Origin of the sequence: Pelomonas sp. Root1217 (genome assembly GCF_001425705.1) — a bacterium.
Lineage (GTDB): Bacteria > Pseudomonadota > Gammaproteobacteria > Burkholderiales > Burkholderiaceae_C > Pelomonas.
Map to the genome: position 1 here is coordinate 743,645 of NZ_LMDC01000028.1, position 18,594 is coordinate 762,238.

Below are 18,594 nucleotides of genomic sequence, written 5' to 3' on the forward strand. Positions count from 1 at the left end.
GGGGCGGGCTACGATTCGGCATGGATCAAGTCTTGTTCGATTTCACCAAGCAGGATGCCACCGGCAGCTGCTCGACGGCCCACGCCTGGGCCAAGGTGCCGGTCCCGCTGACTCCGCCCGAGCGCCACGCGTTGACGGAACGTGCCAAGGCGCTGCTAAAAAAACACAACGCCGTGCTCGTTGCCCACTACTACGTCGACGGTGCGCTGCAGGACCTGGCGCTGGAGACCGGCGGCATCGTGTCCGACTCGCTGGAGATGGCCCGCTTCGGCCGCGACCACGCCGCCCAGACCCTCGTGGTCGCCGGCGTGCGCTTCATGGGCGAGACGGCCAAGATCCTCAGCCCCGAGAAGCGCGTGCTGATGCCCGACCTGGACGCCACCTGCTCGCTGGACCTGGGCTGCCCCGAGGACGAGTTCGCCGCCTTCTGCGACGCCCACCCGGACCGCCAGGTCGTCGTCTACGCCAACACCAGCGCCGCCGTGAAGGCCCGTGCCGACTGGATGGTGACCAGCTCCTGCGCGCTGGAGATCGTGGCCGACCTGAATGCCAGGGGCCAGAAGATCCTCTGGGCGCCGGACCGCCACCTCGGCCGCTACATCCAGGAAGAGACGGGCGCCGACATGCTGATGTGGAACGGCGCCTGCATCGTGCACGACGAGTTCAAGGGGCTGGAGCTGGAACTGCTGCGCGAGCAGCACCCGGGCGCGCTGATCCTCGTCCACCCCGAGTCACCCAAGAGCGTCGTCGAGCAGGCCGACGTCGTCGGCTCCACCTCGGCGCTGATCAAGGCGGTCGTCGAGGGCACGGCGCCGGCCTATATCGTCGCCACCGACAACGGCATCCTGCACCGCATGCGCCAGCTGGCGCCCGGCAAGGTGCTGATCGAGGCGCCCACCGCTGGCAACAGCGCGACTTGCAAGAGCTGCGCCCACTGCCCCTGGATGGCGATGAACGGCCTGGCCAACCTGGTCGACTGCCTGGAGAGCGGCGAGCCGCAGATCCACGTCGATGAAGCCATCCGCGTGAAGGCCCAGGGCTGCATCAACCGCATGCTGGATTTCGTCGCGGCGCGAAAGGCTGCCGCCAGTGGGATGACTCCGGGCATGGGCGCAGCGTGAAAGCGCTATAAATCCGCCTATCCCATTCGGAAAGCCCGCCATGAATGCCGACTTCAGCTCCCTGTACAACCACCACGAGCGCGAAGTCTTCGCGGCGGTCATGGACTCGTCCACCGACTTCCCTGACATCGCGGCCAGCAACGACCTGCTCTGCGACGTCTGCTGCGTGGCCCTGAATCGCCTGCCCCCGCGCTACATCCGCCACGAGGTGGACTTCAGCTTCTACCTGACCGAGCACGAGCGGCTGGAGATCGACAACGCCATCGTCGAGGCGGTGTCGTATGCGTTCAACTTCGTGCAAGCCAGAACGGCGTTGAGGTCGCGCAAATAGGCCGAGTCGAGCAGGAATAGAAAAGGCCCGCGTCTCACGAGGCGGGCCTTTCACAAGATTCCTTGAGGGAATCACTCCGTTGTAGATGGTCGGGGCGGCGGGATTCGAACTCGCGACCCTCTGCTCCCAAAGCAGATGCGCTACCAGGCTGCGCTACGCCCCGATCAAGCCTGCCATTCTAGTGCCTGTTTCGAGGTCGCCCTGAAACTTGGGCGCGCGCACCAGCCAGAAAGCCGCTGCGAGGTTCCAGATCAGCTGGGCCAGCAGCACCGTCAGGATGGACGTCATCGTCATGTTGACACTCGCGCCCTGCACGGCCGCAGCTACGGCGAGGTTGGCCACACTGCCCATGGCACCGACGACGCGCGCCACCCCCGCCTTGCCCAGCAGCACGCCGGTCCAGGCCAGCCCACCGGCAGCCTGCAACAGCCAGCCTATCTTGGCCGCATCGGTCAGCGCCAGGCCCGCTGCGTGGACGAGTTCGTAGCCGACTTGCAGACGCGTAGGCGATCCAACGATCGCGTCGGCCGCGAGATGGGGAATGACGAAGCCGTCGACGATGGTGGCCCCCATCAGCGCGATGCAGCCCATCAGATAAAAGGCCAGGCCTGCCAGCACGGTGGCATGGCGCAGCGACAGCCGCCGTGCCAACGCCGCATAGCCGAAGGCATAGGCGCACAGGCTGGCGATGGCGACGCCGTGGACGGCGGCCTTCAGCCCCTGCAATTGCGCGATGCTCTGCAGGATCTCGAGCTGGCCCTTGCCACCGCCGCTTTCGTCGAGGGCGACGAAGACGGTCGACAGCACGGTGGCCAGTGCAATGGCGATGCCGGCGGCGCGCGTGTCTGCCGGGGCGGTCGCTTGCGAATGGGAGTCATGTTGCATGAAGCGGTTTCCTGGAATGAAACGATGAGGAAACCGACCATACTCAGCGCCCCCGCCGACGGCCCGAACAGGCCGCAGACCGTTGTTCGCTACCGAACAACCGCTTGCGGTTTGTTCGGCAAACACCTCTTCCGATGCCAGAGACGCTTGCCAAGACCGACCGCCGCGCCCAGCGCTCGCGCGAGCTCATCCTCGAAGCGCTGTTCGCGCTGATGCTGGAGCGCGGCTACGAGAGGCTGACCATCCAGAACCTCATCGACCGCGCCGGCGTCGGCCGCGCCACCTTCTACGCACACTTCCAGAGCAAGGACGAGTTGCTCGCCGCCAGCATCGGCCGGCTGCGTGGCTGGCTGGAGCAGGCCGGCCGCGCCCGCGGCGACGAGCCCTTGAGCTTCACCCTGCCCTTCTTCCAGCATCTGGCCAGCCACCGGCGCATCTACGAGATGACGGTGGCGCGGGAAAGCGAGGTCAGCGTCGAGCGCCACGTGAAGCAGATGCTGGCCGACCTGGTGCGCCAGGACCTGCAACGCCGCCACGCGCCCGGCACACGGCTGGATCTGGCCACGCACTACGTCGTCGGTGCGCTGTGGTCCAGCTTCATCTGGTGGATGGAGACCGCTCAGCCGCTGCCACCCGAAGACCTGAACGCGCTGTTCCAGCGCCTGAGTTTCCCGGGCCTGACTGCGGCGGTCGCGGCCTGAGCCGAATCACACCTCGACCGGCACGAAGCGCCCCGTACCACTGATCAGCGCCGCCCGCACCGCCTCGCCGGGTTGCAGCGCCCGCACGGCAGCCACATAGCCGCGCATCTGTTCGAGATAGGCCGGCTCGCGCTCCGGCGTGGCGCCAAGCTTGTAGTCCAGCACCCACCAGCAGCCATCGCGACGTTGCACGAGGCGGTCGATGCGCTGGTCCTTCTCACCCTCCGTGCCCTGCCCCACGGCCACCTCGTTGCCGGCCCAGATCAGCTCGGCCGGGTCGAAGAAGGGCCGGCAGTCGGGGCTGGACAGGATGGCCTGGGCCGCCTGGGCGAGTTGCTCGCGTGACTTGGCGTCCAGGCCGAAGGCCTGCGAGGCCGAGGCCATCAACGCCACCAGCGCCTGCGTCTGGCCGCTTGCCGAGGCCCACTCCAGCACGCGGTGCAAGGCCTCGCCCACGCGGGCCAGGCGGTCGTCACGGGCCGTGCCATCACGTGCAGCAGCTACTGCCACCGGAGGCTGCCAGCTTGGCAGCGGCGCAATGGCCGGCGGCGCGGTATTGGCCCGGCCGCCCGGTGTCATCGCAAAGGGCCAACGGCGAGCCAGCGGTTGCAGTCTGTCCCACCAGCTGGTGGCCTGGCTGCGGCTCGGCGTGTGGCTGAGCACCACGGCACGCCGTGCCCGCGTCAGTGCAACGTACAGGCCGTTCAGCTCTTCGCGCTCGCGCTCGGCACGCTCCTCGTCAACCAACGCCTGCAATGACGGCGGCGGCCTGGCCTCTGAGGCGAGGAAGGCCGCGCGCCGCGGCGCCGGCTGGCCCACCGGCCAGTCCAGCAGCAGGCTCAGCGTCTCCGCCTTGGGTGGCGCGGCGTCGGCATCGAGCAAAAAGACGACCTCGGCCTCCAGGCCCTTGGCGCCATGGATGGTCAGCAGTTGCACCGCATCCGGCGCAGCAGCCGGCACGAATTTGATGGGCCGGCTCTTCAGCGCGCGCACGAAGCCGTAGAGCTGGGCATAGCGCCCACCGTCCAGGTCGAGCGCGGCGCGCAGCAGCGCCTGCACGCTCTGCAGTCGCACGGCGGCATCCGCCGCGGGCACGGCCGCCGCGATGCGCATGAGCAGCTCGCCCTCGTGGACGATGCGGTCCAGCAGCTCGTGCGGCGTGCGCAGGCGCGCCTGCTCGGCCCAGCCGTGCAGCAAAACACGGGCGCGCGCCAATGCCGGGCCGGGTGCGGCCAGGCCTTGCAACGCGGCCCACCAGGAGCGCCGCTCGGACGGCGCATGGCCCAGCCACTGCGCTGTACCGGCGGCCTCGGCCAGCGTCAACAGGTCGGCTTCATCGACGCCGAACAGCGGGCTGCGCAGCGCGCGGGCCAGCGACAGGTCGTGCCCGGGCGAGGCCAGCACGTCCAGCAACGCCAGCAGGTCGGCCACGTCGGGCAGTTCGGCCAGGGGCTGCTCTTCGGGCGCTGCGTGCGGCACGCCGGCAGCGGTCAGCGCCTCGCTGAGCTGGCGCAGCGGGTCGCGCTTGCGTGCCAGCACGAAGAGATCGCCCGGCTTGAGTTCAGGCCGGGCCTGAAGCAGCCCGACGATTGCCGCGCAGACGCGCTCGCACTCGGGCGCGCGCCGGCTGATCTCGGCCTCACGGCGGGGCTCGGTCAGGCTGGGGCGCCAGCGCAGCGGGTCAACGTCCGCCTGGGCGGGCGACGCCATGACCTCGGGATCGAGGGCCCACAGGCCGGCCAGCTCGTCCACGTCGGCCACCTCGGTCGTGTGCACGCGAAAGCCCTGGTAGGTGCCGGCGCTCTGGGCGCTGTCGAAGGTGGCGTTCACGGCGGCCAGTACCTCAGGCGCATTGCGGCGCGTGTGGTCGCAGGCCAGGCGCACGCCTGCGAGGCCGTCGCAGACGAAGTCCTGCGCCGCTGCGAACACGCGCGGGTCGGCCCGGCGGAAGCGGTAGATGCTCTGCTTGGGATCGCCGACGATGAAGACGGACAGCGGCGAACCCGCGCCCGCGCCCGCATAGGCCGACAACCAGCCGTGCAGCGCCTGCCATTGCAGCGGGCTGGTGTCCTGGAACTCGTCGATGAGCAGGTGGCGCACCTGCGCGTCCAGGCGCTGCTGCACCCAGCCGGCGGTCTGCGCGTCGGCCAGCAAGGCCAAGGCGCCGCGCTCCAGGTCGTTCATGTCGACGAGGCCGCGCTCGCGCTTGATGGCTTCGAAGGCGTCTACCAACACCAGGGCCAGGCGACGCATCGCGGCGTGTTCATCGGCGGCGCGCTGCTGGGCTATTGCCGCCCGCAATCGCTGCAGCTCTTCGCACAACTCATCAAAGTCGGAATGCTCGACACCAAGCTTGCGCGGCTCGCACTTTTGCGTGAACAGCGCGGCAAAGGCAGCGTCGAAGTGCTGCGCCTGCTCCAGGGCCACGGCGGCCTCCTGCGCCTTCTTGCCCTTGGCGGCCCCAAGCAGGCGCGCCAGACCTCGCAGCGGCTCGCGCAGATGCTCGAAGAACTGCTCCGGCGTGGTGCCCAGTACATCCACTGCACCGGGCAGGCTGGTCTCCAGCACACCGGCCGTCTCGGCCAGCCGCAACTCCACACGCTTGGCAAACGCGCCCAGCAACCATTCGCGCAGGTTGAAGCGGCCGCGCGATTGCGTCAGCGCCTGGAAGTCGGCGCGCAACGCCTCGTCTGCCAGCACGGCGACATGGAAGCGCCGCCACAGCATGGGCATCAGCTCCTCTTCGTCTTCGATGAGCTGCAGCTCGGGCGCGATGCCCTGGGCCTGCAGGAAGGCCAGCGGCGCGGCGCGCAGCAGCTGCGAGAACCAGCCGTGGAAGGTGCGCACCTCGACAGCCCGGCCGCCGCGCAGCAGCTCGGCCTGCAAGGCTGCCAGGCGCGGGCGCAGCGCCGCCACGTCAGCCTCGGCCACACCGCGTTGGCGAAGCGCAGCCAGTTGCTCGGCGTCGGGCGCCTGTGCAAACTCGGCCAGCCACTCGGCCAGGCGCTGGCGCATCTCGCCGGCGGCCTTGCGGGTGAAGGTGATGGCGACGATCTGCTGCGGCTCGGCGCCGGCCAGCAGCGCACGCAGGATGCGCGACACCAGCATCCAGGTCTTGCCGGCGCCGGCACAAGCCTCCACGACGATGCTCCGCGAAGGGTCACAGGCCAGCGCGTAGAAGTGCTCGCGCGGCACGCGCAGGCCGTCGGCCCAGTAGGCGAGTTCTGCGCTCATACCCAATCATCCTTTCGGCACAGGCCGCGAGCTTCGCAGTAGTCGCAGACCTTGCCCTCGCCCAGCGCCGGCAGCGGCGCGCCATCGCGCACGGCCATCAGGTCGGCCTGCAGGCCGCCGCGCAGTGCCAACGCGGTGTTGCTGATATCGGCATGCGGCAGCAGCGCAATGCCCTTGCCGTCGTCGAGCACCAGATAGGCCGCCTGCAGCCCCGGCTCGGCGCCCATCAGCAGCGCGTAGGTGGCAAGCTGGGTGTCCTCCAGCGGCGCAGCCAGCTTTTCCTTCAACCCCTTGGCATCGCCGGTCTTGTAGTCAAGCAGCCAAGTCTTGCCTGCAGCGTCGTCGATGCGGTCGATGCGGCCGCGCAGCGTCAGCGCGTCCAGTGGCGCATCGAACGGTTGGCAGTCGCGGTCCACCTCGCCGGCGGCGAAGCGCTGGCCACCCGCCTCGGCCTCGACCAGCCAGGCGAGATACAGCGGGCGCAGCCGCTCGAAGGCGGCCGAGAAAGGCAGGAAGTCCGCCGCGTCCAGCCACGCCAGCTCGGCCTCGGCCGCGGCGCGCAGCGCCAAGTCGTCATCACCGCCATTGCGCGAGTCATGGAAGCGCTTCAGCACGGCGTGCAGCCAGGTGCCGTAGTCGCGTTTGTCGGGCTCTTGCTCCAGTTCGTCGGCCTCGCGCAGGCCCAGCAGCACGCGGCTGAAGAACTGGTAGGGGCAGTTGCGCAGCGCGTCGATGGCGCTGGCGCTCAGGGCCGCCGGCAAGCGGCCATCGGCATCAGCGGCAGCGCGGTGTTGGGGCTGGCCCGGCGGCGTCAGAAGCTCACGCCCGTCGCGCCATTCATGCAGGCCCTGACCGCTGCGCGCTGCCGCGCCGGCCAGCCGCTCCAACAGCGGGCTGGCCGGCAGCGGCTCGGCGCCTGCGAAGGCGCAGCGCAGCAGCGTCAGCACCGGCGCGCGCAGCAGCTGCGCGAAACTGAAGCCCTCGGCCTCGCGGCGTTCGGCCAGGCTGGGCAGGCCCAGGGCCGCCGCGTCGGCGTCGGCCAGCAGACCCGCTTGCGGGTTCACCGGCCCCAGCGTGGCAGCATCTGCGCCAGGCAGCACGACGGCGCTGAAGGGCCGAAGCATCGCCCGCGCCAGTGGCGTGATGACGACCGCGACCGCACCTGCTTCTTCGGTCGGCTCGAACTGCGCCGCCTCCAGCGTGTCGTCCACCCAGGCCAGGAACTCGTCGGGCCGCAGCCGCGTCTGCGCCAGGGCTGCCTCGTGGGCGCTGCCGGCCCAGGGGTTGCGCGAGATCCACAGCGTTTCCAGCAAGGCCTCGCCGCCTTCGACCTCGGCCAGCGGCGTCAGCCCGCTCAGCGCCTGGCCCATTGCGGCGAGCCAGCCACCCAGCGTGCGCGCGCCGCCGGCCAGCGGTTCCAGTTGGCGCCGGGCCCGTTGCCAGGCCGCACTGACGGCCGGCGGCAGCGTCGCCGCATCGAGCTGGGCGGCCTGGCGCCAGCCGAAGCGGCGGCAGCGGGATTCGAGGCCCGCCAGGCCTTCGGCGTTCCACCCCGCTGCCAACGCGGATTTCAGCCAGGCCAGCCAGTCGTCCACCGCGCCGCCAGCCAGCGCCGCGCGTAGCAGGGCCATCAATGCGGCTGCGGCGGGCGTGGTCGCCAGCGTCCAACCGGTCTCGTCGTGCATCGGCACGCCCTGGCGCGCCAGCAGCGCCCGTACGCGGCGGATGACGACGCGGTCCTGCGCGAGCAAGGCCACCGGCCGTCGACCGGCGTTGAGGTGCTGGACGACGGCCGTGGCGGTCTGCTGGGCCAGCGTCTCGAAGTCCGGCGCAACAGCCTCCTCCACCCGCGCGGCGGGCGTGTAGCCGGCCCAGGCCTGGTCAAGGTCCAGGTCGGCGTTCAGGCACAGCGCCGGCACGTCGCCCGCCAGCAGCGCCTGGACCAGCGGGTCGGGCCCACCGGCGCGCAGCCAGATCCAGGCGCTGGGGCGCAGCGCGAACAAGGTGTCGGTGGCGGGACGGCGCTCGTCAGACGCCACCCAGGCCAGCGCGACCTGGGCCAGTGCGCGCTCCAGCAAGCCCGGGCCGGCATCCAGGGCTGAGAGCCGCTGCCGGGCGGCGTCCATAAACGCAGCACGCTGAAGTGGCGGCACCTGGGCGGCGGCGCGGGCCAGCGCGTGGGCGGTGTCGACGAGCCGGGCGAGCGCCACACGGTAGTCGCGCGGGCTGCTGCGCTTGAGCGGTTGCACCCAGCTCTGCTCGGCCAGCAGCCGGTCGGCGGTGAAGGCGTCAATGGCCGCATCGCCGGAGAGCTGGTCAGGCGCGGCCAACGCCGTGGGGCCCAGGGCCGAAGCCAGGCTGCGGCTGGTCGTGATGCGAGGCTGCCAGCCGCCGTGGGCGAGCCAGGCGCGGCGCGCCGGCGCGATCTGCTGGGCAAAGGGCAGCAGCAGCACGGCATCGCGCACGGCCGCACCTCGCCCTTCCAGCCAGTCGGCACCGACAGCCGCGACGCGGCGCCAGAAGGCTTCGTTGTCCTCGCCAGGCGCCAGGCCCAGATTCAAAGCTTGCTGCACTTGTAAAGCAGGCCTCCCGCCCGCATGTTTGCCACCGTTTCGGTCACCCTGGCGACCGTCCGGACAAAAGTGGCTATGTCACAATCATTTTGCCTATTCGGACGGCGCCCACTGCGGCGACCGCCAACCCTTTGAGGCCAAGGAACCCTCCCATGAGCAGCGAATTGATCAAGCATGTTTCCGACGCGTCCTTCGACGCCGACGTCATCCAGTCGGGCAAGCCCGTGCTGGTGGACTACTGGGCCGAGTGGTGCGGCCCCTGCAAGATGATCGCGCCCATCCTGGACGAGGTCGCCACCGGCTACGGTGACAAGCTGCAGATCGCCAAGATGAACGTCGATGAGAACCGCGAAGTGCCGGCCAAGTTTGGCATCCGCGGCATCCCGACGCTGATGCTGTTCAAGGACGGCCAGCTTGCCGCCACCAAGGTCGGCGCCCTCTCCAAGGCCCAGTTGACGGCCTTCCTCGACGCGAACCTATAATCGCGTCCAACTGCTGCAGCGACCCCTGCGCCTCCCGGCGCCTCGCTGCAGCAGCCAAAGCCAACACGCCCCGGGTTCCTGGATACGAATTCAGCACCCAGCCAGCGTGGACTCGGCTCCCCCTCCCACCACTGAGTTTGTTGTCGAATCTGCTTCGCTCGCCGTTTGAGCGATAGCCATTCGATCCTTTTCTGGGGCGGCCGTGGAATCGCCGTTGCGCCTTGGCTGGCGCTGCGGCCCCTGACGGGTATTCACCCATGCATCTTTCCGAACTCAAAGCGCTCCACGTTTCCGCCCTCATCGAGATGGGCGAGGCGCTGGAGATCGACAACGTCACGCGCCTGCGCAAGCAGGAGCTGATGTTCGCCATCATGAAGAAGCGCGCCAAGGCTGGCGAGCAGGTCTTCGGCGATGGCGTGCTCGAAGTGCTCCCCGACGGCTTCGGCTTCTTGCGCTCGATCGAGGCCAGCTACATGGCCTCCACGGACGACATCTACCTGTCGCCCAGCCAGATCCGCCGCTTCAACCTGCACACCGGTGACCTGGTGGAAGGCGAAGTGCGCGTACCCAAGGATGGCGAGCGCTACTTCGCCCTGGTCAAGGTCGACCGCGTCAACAACCAGACGCCGGAGGAGAGCAAGAACAAGATCATGTTCGAGAACCTGACGCCCTTGTTCCCCAAGGAGCAGTTCAAGCTCGAGCGTGAGGCCTTCAAGGGCGAAGAGAACATCACCGGTCGCATCATTGACCTGGTGGCGCCCATCGGCAAAGGCCAGCGCGCCCTCATCGTTTCGCAGCCCAAGACGGGCAAGACCGAGATGATGAAGAGCCTGGCCCACGCTTTGGTGGCCAACCATCCGGACTGCCACCTCATCGTGCTGCTCGTCGACGAGCGCCCGGAAGAAGTGACGGAAATGATCCGCACCGTGCGCGGTGAGGTCATCAGCTCGACCTTCGACGAGCCCGCCGCCCGCCACGTGCAGGTGGCCGAGATGGTCATCGAGCGCGCCAAGCGCCTGGTGGAGCTCAAGAAGGACGTGATCATCCTGCTGGACTCGATCACCCGCCTGGCCCGCGCCTACAACAACGTGCTGCCCAGCTCCGGCAAGGTGCTGACCGGCGGCGTGGATGCCAACGCGCTGCAGCGCCCCAAGCGCTTCTTCGGCGCGGCTCGCAACATCGAGGAAGGCGGCTCGCTGACCATCATCGGCACCGCGCTGATCGACACCGGCTCCAAGATGGACGAGGTGATCTACGAAGAGTTCAAGGGCACCGGCAATTGCGAAATCCACCTGGATCGCCGCATGGCCGAGAAGCGCGTCTACCCGTCACTGCTGATCAACAAGTCCGGCACGCGTCGTGAAGAGCTGCTGCTCAAGCCCGAGATCCTGCAAAAGAGCTGGATCCTGCGCAAGCTGCTCTACAACATGGACGAGATCGAGGCGATGGAGTTCATCCTCGAGAAGATGAAGGCGTCGAAGAACAATCTGGATTTCTTCGACATGATGCGGCGCGGTGGCTGAGTGCCCGCCGAGCCGAGTGCCTGCGCACTCGGCGACGGGTCACGAAGGACAGCGTCCGTCTCGCGGACGATGGCCGGACTGATCCTTCTCACCCCACAACTAGCCAAACCGCAGGGAAGCCCGCTACAATCGCGGGTTTTCCGCCCAGACACCCCCGGAAAGTGCGCCGACCAGCGATTGACATCGTCGGCGTGGCTCCCGACCTAGCCAAGAGGTTCCCATGAAAGACGGCATTCACCCCAACTACCGCGACGTCGTGTTCGTCGACCAGTCCAACGGTTTCCAGTTCGTGACGCGTTCCACCGTCCAGACCAAGGAAATGATCGAGCTGGACGGCAAGAAGCTGCCGCTGGTGAAGCTGGAAACCACCAGCGAGTCGCACCCCTTCTACACGGGTACGCAAAAGAGCATCGACAACCTCGGTGGCCGCGTCGAGAAGTTCCGCAACAAGTTCTCGCACCTCAAGAAGTAATCGGTTTGCCGGCGTTTCGCCGCGCCAACGACCAAAGGGCAGCTCAGGCTGCCCTTTTGTTTTGCCGCTGCATCCGCGCTGGCCTCTTGGCATTTGGCAGCAGGAGCTGCCATTTTTCATTTCTGACCGCCGTTTGACGGCATCATGCCGGCCGGTTTCATCGAACTTACGCGCGTGAATCTCCCCACCCCTGCCATCGTCGCCGAGCGCGGCGTCGAGCGCCTGCCGCGCCTGGCGCTGCTGCTGCTGTGCGCGGCCTATGTGCTGCCCGGGCTGTTCGGCCGCGATCCCTGGCGCAATGCCGACCTGAGCAGCTTCGGTTTCATGGCCAGCATCGCCCAGGGCCACGCGCCCTGGTGGCAGCCAGCGATCGCCGGTATTCCGGCCGAGGGCGGCCCCTTGCCCTACTGGCTGGGCGCGCTGGCGATCAAGGCCCTGCCCTTCCTGGACGCACCGGTCGCCGCCCGCCTGCCCTACGCCTTCGTGCTGGTCGGCGTGCTGGTGGCAGTCTGGTACACCTGCTTTCATCTCGCCCGCACGGAGGCCGCCCAACCTGTGGCCTTTGCCTTCGGCGGCGAGGCGCAGGGCGTCGACTACGCCAGGGCCCTGGCCGATGGCGCCCTGCTTGCACTGATGGCGTCGCTCGGCCTGCTGCAGCTTGGCCACGAAACGACGCCCGAGCTGATGCAGTTGCTGGCCGTGTCGGTCTACCTGTACGGCTTGGCCGCGGCGCCCTTCAAGCGACGCCGTGCGCGGGCCGCCGTCCTGCTGGCCCTGCCGGTGCTCGCCGCCAGCGGTGCCCCGGCCGTGGCTTGCGCCCTCGGCCTGCTGGGCCTGCTGCTGAACCACCGCTCCAGTCATGTCGAGGCCAAGGCCCAGCGGGTCTGGCTGCTGGCTTCGCTGACGCTGGCCGTGCTGGCAGCCTGGGCCTTCAATGGATGGGCTTGGCGGGTCCTGCCCGGCATCCAGTTCGCCTCGTTGCTGAGCCTGCTGGCCTGGTTCTGCTGGCCGTCCGGGCCCCTGGCCCTGTGGACGCTGTGGCGCTGGCGCCGCCACGGCCTGCGCCGCCACATCACGGTGCCTGCCATTGCCCTGCTGGTGCCGCTGGCCGCCTGCATCCTGATGGACGCTTCCGAGCGGGCGCTGCTGCTGGCCTTGCCGTCGCTGGCCATCCTGGCCGCCTTCGCGCTGCCCACACTGAGCCGCAGCGTTTCAGCGGCGGTGGACTGGTTCTGCGTGTTCATCTTCTCCGCAGTGGCGCTGTTCGGCTGGCTCTACTACGTGTCCATGCACACCGGCTGGCCGGCACGGCCCATGGCCAATCTGCGTCGGCTGGCCGAAGGCTTCGAGCCGAATTTCAGCCCACTGGCCCTGCTGTTGGCCATCGCCGCGACGCTGTCCTGGCTGGCCCTGGTGCGCTGGCGCACGGCCCGCCATCGCCATGCGCTGTGGAAGAGCCTGGCCTTGCCTGCCGGCGGCGTGGCGCTAGGCTGGCTGCTGGTCATGAGCCTGCTGCTGCCGCCGCTGGACTATGCGCGCAGCCTGGCACCGCTGGTGGCGCGGTTGAAGTCCCGCATGCCTGCCGACGTCAGCTGCCTGGCCGCATCGGGCCAGAACCTCGCCACGCTCGCGGCACTGGAATGGCATGGCGGCTGGCTGGTGCGCGGACGCGGTTCGCTGAACGCCTCCGGCTGCAGCCATGCCGTCATCAGCGCGGGCCAGCCCACGCCCCCGGGCTGGCGCGTGGTCGCGCAGGTGAAGCGGCCGACGGACCGCAGCGGCAGTGCCAGCCTGGTGCTGCTGCAGCGTCAGTGATCCGACAGCGCGGCGGCGTTGAACGCCGCCTCGTCGCCCAGCGCTGAATCGCTGGCCTGGCGCACGCGCGCGGCGGGGAAGACGAGACGAAAGCGCGAGCCCTTGCCGACGTCACTCTGGATCATCAACTCGCCGCCGTGGCGCTGCATGACATGCTTGACGATGGACAGGCCCAGGCCCGTGCCACCGGTCTCGCGCGAGCGGCTGCCGTCGACGCGGTAGAAGCGCTCGGTCAGGCGCGGGATGTGCTCGCGCGAAATGCCCAGACCGGTGTCGATGACGGTCAGCTCGCCATTGCCGCCTTCGAGCAGCCGCCAGGCGACTTCGACCTCGCCGCCATCCGGCGTGTAGCGCACGGCATTGGTCACCAGGTTGGCGATGGCGCTGAGCAGTTCGCTCTCGATGCCGGCCAGCTCGACGTTGGTCTCCGGCCGCAGATGCAGCCGATGCCGGCCGCCTGACAGCACCTCGGCATCCGCGGCAATGCGCAGGAGCAGGCCGTCCAGCCCCACCCAACGGTCGGGTGCGGGGCGCGGACTGCCTTCCAGCTGGGCCAGCGTCAGCAGATCGGCCACCAGGGTCTGCATGCGCTGGGTCTGCTGGTTCATCAGCACCAGCACGCGCTCGCGCTCGACGGCCGTCAGCGGCAGCGAGTGCATGGTTTCGATGAAGCCGGACAGCACCGTCAGCGGCGTGCGGATTTCGTGCGAGACGTTGGCAACGAAATCGCGCCGCATCGCCTCCGAGCGCACGCGCTCGGTGACGTCCAGCGACAGCACCAGGCGCATGCCCTCGCCATACTCGCGCACGATGATGGACAGCGTGCCCGGGCCGCGGCCATTGCCCAGCACCAGCGGCTCGGCGAAGTTGCCCGTCTGCAGGTAGGCGACGAAGGCCGGCGCGCGCACGAGGTTGGTGATGCGCTGGCGCAGGTCGCGCTGCGGATCCAGCGCGAAGTGATCGGCCGCCACGCGGTTGCACCAGACGATCTGCTCCTGCGGGTCCAGCATCAGCACGCCGTTGGGCGAGGCCTCGATGGCGGACAGGAACTGCTCCAGCTCCAGCCGGGCGCGCGCGACCGAACGGTCACGGTCGCGCACGGCGCGCTCGATGCGGTAGCCGACCTCACCCCACAGACCGGTGTCGCGCGGCGCGTTCTCAAGCTGGTTGCCGCGCAGCCAGCTGATCAGCCGATGGCCACGGACGGCGTCGAGAAGCAGCATCAGCACAACGCCACCGATCACGCCGATGCCAAGGCCCAGGCTGTCGATGCCCGTGGCCGTGCGCACTGCGACGCCGATGACAAACCCGAACAGCGCGGCCCCGAGGGCCATCAGGAGTCGAGGCAACAACCAGGTCATGTAGGCGGGTAAAGCTCAGGCGGAGAGCGCACTGCTCTGTTGGGTCAGCCGGTAGCCGGCACCGCGGACCGTCTCGATCATGCGTGCGCACTGCACGCGCTCGAGCGCCTCGCGCAGCCGCTTGACGTGGACGTCGATGGTGCGCTCCTCGATGAAGACATGATCGCCCCAGACGCGGTCCAGCAGCTGCGAGCGGCTGTGCACGCGCTCGGGGTGGGTCATCAGGAAATGCAGCAGGCGGAACTCGGTGGGGCCAAGCTTGACCTCGTTGCCCTCTCGGCTGACGCGGCGCGTGCCCGGGTCCAGCAGCAGCGGGCCAACCTCCACCGCGCTGTCCAGCGCCTCGGGCGCCTTGCGGCGCAGCACCGCGCGGATGCGCGCCAGCAGCTCATTGGTCGAGAAAGGCTTGGTGATGTAGTCGTCGGCACCGGCATCCAGGCCGGCGATCTTGTCGCCTTCTTCAGCGCGCGCCGTCAGCATGATGACCGGCAGCTCCTTGGTGCGGGCCACGCCGCGCCATTGCCTGGCCAGGGCCACGCCGCTCTGGCCGGGCAGCATCCAGTCCAGCACGACGAGGTCGGGCAGCACGCGGTCCACTTCGTACTGGGCCTGCGCGGCACTGCCGGCGATCGTCACCTCGAAGCCCGCGTGGCGCAGATTGATGGAGATCAGTTCGGCGATCGCCGATTCGTCTTCAACGACAAGAACTCGGCTCATGGTCAGCGCACCATCGTCTCAACGGCTTCCGGCGAGTTGTGCCGGACGTCCTGGCCCTTGACCACGTAGATGACCACCTCGGCCAGGTTCTTGGCGTGGTCGCCGACACGCTCGATGGCCTTGGCCACGAAGACCAGGTCGATGGACGAGGAGATGGTGCGCGGGTCTTCCATCATGTAGGTGATGAGCTTGCGCAGCAGGCCGTCGAACTCCTTGTCGATCTCGTCGTCGTGCTTGAGCACGTCCAGCGCGCGCTCCACGTCCAGGCGGGCGAAGGCGTCCAGCGACTTGCGCAGCTGGGTGGTGGCGAGTTCGGCCTCGAAGCTGAGGTCGGACATCGGCAGGCGCATGCGGCTCGACACGCCGCTGGCCACCAGGCGCTGCACCGTGCGGGCGATGCGCGCGGCTTCGTCGCCGACGCGCTCGAGATTGGCGATGCTCTTGCTGATGGCGATCAGCAGGCGCAGGTCGCGGGCCGTCGGCTGGCGGCGCGCAATGATGGTCGAGAGATCGCGGTCGATCTCGATTTCCATCGCGTTGACGCGGCTTTCCTTGGTCAGCACTTCATCGGCCGATGCGGCGCTGAAGTCCACCAGCGCCTGCACGGCCTGGGCCACCTGGGCCTCCACGAGACCGCCCATTTCGAGCACGCGTGTCGAGATGCCGCTGAGCTCGGCATCGAACTGGGTCGAGAGATGTTTGTCCACCATACCGTTCTCCTAGCGGGTCAGCCAAAACGGCCGGTGATGTAGTCTTCCGTGTCCTTGCGCTTGGGCTTCATGAACAGCTCAGCAGTCGGCCCGAATTCGATCAGGTCGCCCAGGTACATATAGGCGGTGTAGTCCGAGCAGCGTGCGGCCTGCTGCATGTTGTGGGTCACGATGGCCACCGTGTAGTCGGCCTTGAGCTCGTGGATGAGCTCCTCGATCTTGCCGGTGGAGATCGGGTCCAGCGCCGAGCAGGGCTCGTCGAGCAGCAGCACCTCGGGCTTGATGGCGATGCCGCGCGCAATGCACAGGCGTTGCTGCTGGCCACCGGACAGGCCCGAGCCGCTCTGGTTGAGCTTGTCCTTCACTTCACCCCAAAGCGCCGCCTTCTTCAGCGCCCACTCCACGCGCTCGTCCATCTCCACGCGCGGCAGCGTCTCGAACAGCTTCACGCCGAAGGCGATGTTGTCGTAGATGGACATCGGGAAGGGCGTGGGCTTCTGGAAGACCATGCCGATCTTGGCGCGGATCAGCGAGACGTCGTCCTTGCTGGACAGGATGTCGTCGCCGTCGAGCAGGATCTGGCCTTCGGCACGTTGCTCGGGGTAGAGCTGGAACATGCGGTTCAGCGTGCGCAGCAACGTGGACTTGCCACAGCCCGACGGCCCGATGAAGGCGGTGACCTTCTTCTCGGGGATGTCGAGGTTGATGTTCTTCAGCGCGTGGAAGCTGCCGTAGAAGAAATTCAGGTTGCGCACCGAGAGTTTGGCGCGCTCGCCCACGGGCGTTTCGATCTTGGCGTCCATGTGGGTCAGTCCTTAGTGTTTGTTCTTGAAGAGCACGCGGGCCAGGATGTTCAGCAGCAGCACGCCCACGGTGATCAGGAAGACGCCGGCCCAGGCCAGCTTCTGCCAGTTCTCATAGGGGCTCATCGCGAACTTGAAGATGGTGACCGGCAGGCTGGCCATCGGCGCGCTGATGTCACTGGTCCAGAACTGGTTGGACAGCGCCGTGAACAGCAGCGGCGCGGTCTCGCCGGACACGCGGGCCAGCGCCAGCAGGATGCCGGTGAGGACGCCGGCACGCGCCGACTTCAGCGTGATGGTCAGGATGACCTTCCACTTCGGCGTACCCAGGGCGTAGGCGGCTTCGCGCAAGGCGTTGGGGACCAGGCTGAGCATGTTCTCGGTCGTGCGGATGACGACCGGGATGACGAGCAGCGCCAGGGCCAGCGCGCCTGCCATGCCGGAGAAGCTCTTCAGCTTGGCCACGACCATCGCATAGACGAACAGGCCGACGACGATGGACGGCGCGGACAGCAGGATGTCGTTGATGAAGCGCACCGCGCTGCCCAGCCAGGTCTTCTGGCCATACTCGGCAAGATAGACGCCGGCAAGGATGCCCACGGGCGTACCGACCAGCGTGGCCAGGCCCACCATGACGAAGCTGCCGAAGATGGCGTTGGCCAGGCCACCGCCCTCGCCTTGCGGCGGCGGCGTCATCTGCGTGAAGGTGGCCCAGGTCAGGCCGCCGATGCCGAGATAGATGGTCTCGAACAGGATCCAGATCAGCCAGAACACGCCAAAGCCCATGGCGCCGAGGGACAGCGCCAGCGCGATGACGTTGGTGCGCTTGCGCTTTTGGTGCATCGCCAGGCGGCGAGCGTCGAGGGTTGAGCTCATGAACGGGCTCCTTCGCCCTTCTTCAAGCGCATCAGCAGCAGCTTGGAGATGGTCAGCACGACGAAAGTGATCAGGAAGAGAACCAGACCGAGATACATCAGCGAGGCCTGGTGCAGGCCCTCGCCGGCCTCGGCGAACTCGTTGGCCAGCGTGGACGTGATGCTATTGGCGGCCTCGAAGACCGACAGCGAATTCAGCTGGTTCATGTTGCCGATGACGAAGGTGACGGCCATCGTCTCGCCGAGCGCGCGCCCGAGGCCGAGCATCACGCCGCCGACAACACCCGTCTTGGTGTACGGCAGCACGACGCGGGAGACGACCTCCCAGGTCGTCGCACCCAGGCCGTAGGCGCTTTCCTTCAGCATCGGCGGCGTGACTTCGAAGACGTCGCGCATCACCGAGGCGATGAAGGGAATGATCATGATCGCCAGGATGATGCCGGCCGACAGGATGCCGATGCCCACCGGCGGGCCCGACACCAGCGAACCCAGCAAGGGCACGCCGCTGAGCATGGCCTGCAGCGGCGCCTGCACGAAGGTGGCCAGGATGGGGCCGAACACCAGCAGGCCCCACATGCCGTAGACGATGGAGGGCACGGCAGCCAGCAGCTCGATGGCGATGCCCAGCGGGCGCTTCAACCAGCTGGGCGACAGCTCGGTCAGGAAGATGGCGATACCGAAGCTGACCGGCACGGCGATCACCAGCGCGATGAAAGAGCTCGCCAGCGTGCCGTAGATCATCACCAGGCCGCCGAACTTCTCCTGCACCGGGTCCCATTCCGCGCTGGTCAGGAAGCCCAGGCCGAAGGCTTTCAGCGCCGGCGTGGCACCGATGATGAGGGAGCCGATGATGCCCACCATAAGCGCCAGCGTCAGCCAGGCTGCGCCCTGTGCCAGGGCGGCGAAAAGGCCGTCGGCCCAGGGAGCGACGCGGCGTCGCTGGGGCTGGGGCCTCATCGGCGAAGTCTGCGGCTGAGGTTCACTTCGATCA

16 protein-coding genes and 1 tRNA gene are annotated in these 18,594 nt (G+C 68.1%); 7 read left to right on the forward strand and 10 right to left on the reverse strand.

What is annotated here, in order from left to right; genetic code table 11:
• The first annotated feature begins 20 nt into the window (after positions 1–20).
• Positions 21–1,121: a quinolinate synthase NadA gene (nadA, locus tag ASC95_RS23405; protein WP_057300078.1), complete on the forward strand. Its 1,101-nt coding sequence runs from the start codon at positions 21–23 to the stop codon at positions 1,119–1,121.
• Positions 1,122–1,161: 40 nt separating this feature from the next.
• On the forward strand, positions 1,162–1,452 hold the full coding sequence (locus ASC95_RS23410; RefSeq protein WP_057300079.1) for a late competence development ComFB family protein: 291 nt from the start codon (positions 1,162–1,164) through the stop codon (positions 1,450–1,452).
• Positions 1,453–1,538: 86 nt separating this feature from the next.
• Here ASC95_RS23410 and ASC95_RS23415 read toward each other — a convergent pair.
• Together ASC95_RS23415 and ASC95_RS30150 are read right to left on the reverse strand one after the other, a co-directional pair.
• Positions 1,539–1,615, reverse strand: a tRNA-Pro gene (locus tag ASC95_RS23415).
• Positions 1,606–2,337 (reverse strand): hypothetical protein, encoded by a 732-nt coding sequence (locus ASC95_RS30150; RefSeq protein WP_082568039.1) that lies wholly within the window; start codon positions 2,335–2,337, stop codon positions 1,606–1,608. Before ASC95_RS30150 ends, ASC95_RS23415 begins: the two co-directional genes overlap by 10 nt.
• A gap of 134 nt (positions 2,338–2,471) precedes the next feature.
• Between ASC95_RS30150 and ASC95_RS23425 the strand changes: the two genes are divergently transcribed.
• A complete protein-coding gene (locus tag ASC95_RS23425; RefSeq protein WP_057300081.1) occupies positions 2,472–3,038 on the forward strand; it encodes a TetR/AcrR family transcriptional regulator in 567 nt (188 codons plus the stop codon).
• 6 nt (positions 3,039–3,044) lie between these two features.
• Here the strand turns inward: ASC95_RS23425 and ASC95_RS23430 are convergent, their stop codons facing one another.
• Positions 3,045–6,272, reverse strand: coding sequence for an exodeoxyribonuclease V subunit beta (locus ASC95_RS23430; RefSeq protein WP_057300082.1), 3,228 nt, complete (start codon positions 6,270–6,272; stop codon positions 3,045–3,047).
• Positions 6,269–8,845 (reverse strand): PD-(D/E)XK nuclease family protein, encoded by a 2,577-nt coding sequence (locus tag ASC95_RS23435; RefSeq protein ID WP_157256469.1) that lies wholly within the window; start codon positions 8,843–8,845, stop codon positions 6,269–6,271. Before ASC95_RS23435 ends, ASC95_RS23430 begins: the two co-directional genes overlap by 4 nt.
• 152 nt (positions 8,846–8,997) lie before the next feature.
• On the opposite strand from ASC95_RS23435, the gene trxA reads away from it, so the two are divergent.
• The 4 genes from trxA (at position 8,998) to ASC95_RS23455 (ending at position 13,137) form a co-directional block, all read left to right on the forward strand.
• Entirely contained in the window at positions 8,998–9,327 is a 330-nt protein-coding gene (gene trxA, locus ASC95_RS23440) for a thioredoxin TrxA (RefSeq protein ID WP_056195487.1), read from the forward strand.
• A gap of 257 nt (positions 9,328–9,584) precedes the next feature.
• Entirely contained in the window at positions 9,585–10,850 is a 1,266-nt protein-coding gene (rho, locus tag ASC95_RS23445; RefSeq protein WP_057300084.1) for a transcription termination factor Rho, read from the forward strand.
• A gap of 220 nt (positions 10,851–11,070) precedes the next feature.
• A complete protein-coding gene (locus ASC95_RS23450) occupies positions 11,071–11,322 on the forward strand; it encodes a type B 50S ribosomal protein L31 (RefSeq protein ID WP_056195481.1) in 252 nt (83 codons plus the stop codon).
• 174 nt (positions 11,323–11,496) lie between these two features.
• Positions 11,497–13,137, forward strand: a complete 1,641-nt coding sequence (locus tag ASC95_RS23455) for a hypothetical protein (RefSeq protein WP_235538023.1) — start codon at positions 11,497–11,499, stop codon at positions 13,135–13,137.
• Here the strand turns inward: ASC95_RS23455 and phoR are convergent.
• The 6 genes from phoR to pstC are packed head-to-tail and all read right to left on the reverse strand — an operon-like array spanning position 13,131 to position 18,560.
• Positions 13,131–14,498 (reverse strand): phosphate regulon sensor histidine kinase PhoR, encoded by a 1,368-nt coding sequence (gene phoR, locus ASC95_RS23460; protein ID WP_369820636.1) that lies wholly within the window; start codon positions 14,496–14,498, stop codon positions 13,131–13,133. The two genes, ASC95_RS23455 and phoR, sit on opposite strands and share 7 nt — an antisense overlap.
• 15 nt (positions 14,499–14,513) lie before the next feature.
• Positions 14,514–15,215 carry a phosphate regulon transcriptional regulator PhoB gene (gene phoB / locus ASC95_RS23465; protein WP_057300087.1) on the reverse strand — a complete coding sequence of 234 codons (702 nt, stop codon included), beginning with the start codon at positions 15,213–15,215 and terminating at the stop codon, positions 14,514–14,516.
• A gap of 2 nt (positions 15,216–15,217) precedes the next feature.
• On the reverse strand, positions 15,218–15,925 hold the full coding sequence (gene phoU, locus ASC95_RS23470; protein ID WP_057300088.1) for a phosphate signaling complex protein PhoU: 708 nt from the start codon (positions 15,923–15,925) through the stop codon (positions 15,218–15,220).
• Between the two features lie 17 nt (positions 15,926–15,942).
• Positions 15,943–16,728 carry a phosphate ABC transporter ATP-binding protein PstB gene (gene pstB, locus ASC95_RS23475; RefSeq protein WP_056195472.1) on the reverse strand — a complete coding sequence of 262 codons (786 nt, stop codon included), beginning with the start codon at positions 16,726–16,728 and terminating at the stop codon, positions 15,943–15,945.
• Positions 16,729–16,740: 12 nt separating this feature from the next.
• Positions 16,741–17,604, reverse strand: a complete 864-nt coding sequence (gene pstA / locus ASC95_RS23480) for a phosphate ABC transporter permease PstA (RefSeq protein ID WP_057300089.1) — start codon at positions 17,602–17,604, stop codon at positions 16,741–16,743.
• Positions 17,601–18,560 (reverse strand): phosphate ABC transporter permease subunit PstC, encoded by a 960-nt coding sequence (gene pstC, locus ASC95_RS23485; protein WP_157256470.1) that lies wholly within the window; start codon positions 18,558–18,560, stop codon positions 17,601–17,603. The genes pstA and pstC overlap by 4 nt, the downstream gene beginning before the upstream one ends.
• Between the last annotated feature and the right edge of the window lie 34 nt (positions 18,561–18,594).